Source organism: Halorubrum sp. CBA1125 (assembly GCF_009742825.1).
Lineage (GTDB): Archaea > Halobacteriota > Halobacteria > Halobacteriales > Haloferacaceae > Halorubrum.
Map to the genome: position 1 here is coordinate 1 of NZ_WPCE01000291.1, position 2499 is coordinate 2499.

The window sequence follows — 2499 nt, forward strand, 5'->3', positions numbered from 1 at the left end:
CCAGACGTCCTCGCCGTCGACCGCGACGCGTGAGCGGGGATCCGAGACCGCTTCCCCCTCGCCGTCCGTCCACACGTCCTCGCGAGCGAACGCGTGGTCGCCCGTCTCCGCGTCGAACGCCGCGAGTCCGCGGGCCGTGACCGCGACGGCGAGCGCGTCGCTCGCGCGGACGCCGAGCACGGCCGCGTGATCTGCGTCGCCGTCGTCGTTTCCGTTACCGTCGAGCGCGTCGTCGTTTCCGTCACCATCGAGCGCGTCTTCGCTTCCGTCACCGTCGACCGCGTCGCCGTCCGGGGAGGCGGCCAGGCCCGACAGGGCGTCGACCCGCCACCGACTCGGACCGTCGTCCGATTCTTCGGACACCGTCTCGCCCCCGGAATCGGGGGATCCGTCGTCGTCCGCAGACAGGTCGACAGCGGTCATCCTCCCGTCCTCGACGGGAAGGAAGGCGGCCCCGTCGCCAACGGTCGGGCTCCCGACGACCTGGCGCTCCGTCTCGCCGGCGTCGCGGACCGTTCCGTCTGGCCCGAGGACGGCGACGGCGGCGTTCGAGACGTCGCGCCAGGCGTCGGCCTCGACGTCGAACGTCCGTCCGGACTGGTTCCGGACGGAGACCAGTCGATCGGCCGTCGAGAGGAGCCACGTCTCGTCTCCGAAGGCCAACCCGCCCGTCCGGACCGACGCTTCCCACGCGAGGTCGCCGCCGCTGGGGACGTAGCCGCAGCCCGCGATCGCCGCCGCGAGCCCGGTCGCCGTGGCCGCGAGGAGCCGCCGCCGTGACGGCGCGAGCCCTCGCCGGGTCACGCGGCGTCACCCGCGAGCTCGCGGAGCCGGGCGATCCGCTCGTCGGTTGGCGGGTGCGTCTCGGGGAACACGTCGGTGCTGACGAGCTCCTTGTCGCCGAACGCGCGCGCTTCGAGCGGCGCGACGTACAGCGCCTCGGCGCCGCCGTCGAGTTCGCGGAGGTCCTCGTCGGGCACCTCGGGCATCGCCCCGTCGAGCGTCGCCAGCGCGCTCGCGAGCGCGGCCGGCGACCCGGTGATCTCGGCGGCCGCGCGGTCGGCGGCGTACTCGCGGTACCGCGAGAGCACGCGGTGGACCAGGACGCTCCCGAACCAGAACATCGCCGAGACGGTGAGGGTGAGGACCGCGCTGACGGTGATGACGACGATCCCGACGGCGAGCGCGCGACCGTCGCGGTCACCGCCGCCTCCGCCGCCGAACTGGAGGAACCTGAACAGCCCGTACAGGACGTACGCGGTGAGGACGGCGAGGTAGTAGGTGACCGTGGGCAACACCCACGCGACGGTCATCAGGCTCGCGTCGCGGTTCGCGAGGTGAGCGAGTTCGTGGGCGATCACGGCGTCCAGCTCGTCGTCGTCCAGCCGGTCGAGGAGGCCGGTGGTGACGACGACGGTGCCGCTGCCCGGGGTGCCGACCGCGAACGCGTTCGGGAGGTCGGTGTGCGCGACCGCGACCTCCGGGTTGGGGACGTCCGCCTGCGCGGCCAGCCGCGTCACGGCGGCGTGCAACTCGGGGTACTCCTCGGCCGACACGCGCCGCGCGCCGACGGACCGGAGCACCGTCCGCGGCCCGTACCGGTACTGCACCGCGAGCCCGCCGAGGACGACGACCGCGAGGAAGGCGGGGTCGACGTAGAACTCCCCGGTGTAGGGGCGCTCGTTGGCTCACTCCAACAACGGGAGCCCGACCGCGTTGATCAGGAAGACGAACGTGTACACGAACGCGAACGGGAGCGCGACCACGAGCCCGGTCGCGACGAGCATTCGCAAGCGGAGCTGTCCGTCGGTTCCGAGCGGATCGCCCCGTGACTCCCGACCGATCACGGCCCGGATGGAGGGGATGGAGGGCGACATCGGCTGACGGTGTCGCGGTTCGGTCGGGAGATAATTAAACGGTCGCCATCGGGACCTGCGGCGTCCGGCTACCCTCCGTCCGCCGGCCGCCGCTCACGACGATCCGACTGCGGGGGTGCCGTGGCCGCCTGGTCGGATCGTTTCCGTCGTCGGATCCGACGACTTCGTCGGGGCGCAACACGCTTAAGAATTTTCGACAGAATAAATAATTATGGTTGTGTACTTCTCAGACTGTGTGTCTTTCGCATGAATATCGAACGAATTCCTGAGTATAACGAATTATTCGAAACGATCGAGAATGACGATCGACGCGGTGTGCGATGAGGGTCCCCTCGTCCGCCGAACGCGAGGTGGCAAAAACGACTGGTACGTCGCGGTTTAACCAGCCCCGCCCGCGAGTTCCCCCGGTATCCCGCGGTCGAGACACGCGATGACACCGAACACCACGCCCGGGAGACGACCCACCGATGGGTGACGACCCACCGATGGGCGACGACGGAGCCGCTCCGGGAGACGCCGACGCCTCCGACGCGTCCGATGGCGGCCGCGATCGAGACGGCGCCGAGACGCGGCAGCCGGGGCGCGACGGCGGACGTCGACTACGCCGAGCGCGCGGCCGACG

The 2499-nt window shown here is 70.9% G+C and carries 2 pseudogenes; both read right to left on the reverse strand.

Annotated features, from left to right (window positions below):
* A pseudogene (locus GJ633_RS15805) lies at positions 1-804 on the reverse strand (hypothetical protein); the annotation flags it as partial.
* A pseudogene (locus GJ633_RS15810) lies at positions 801-1877 on the reverse strand (M48 family metalloprotease). The pseudogenes GJ633_RS15805 and GJ633_RS15810, both read right to left, overlap by 4 nt.
* Positions 1878-2499 lie beyond the last annotated feature (622 nt).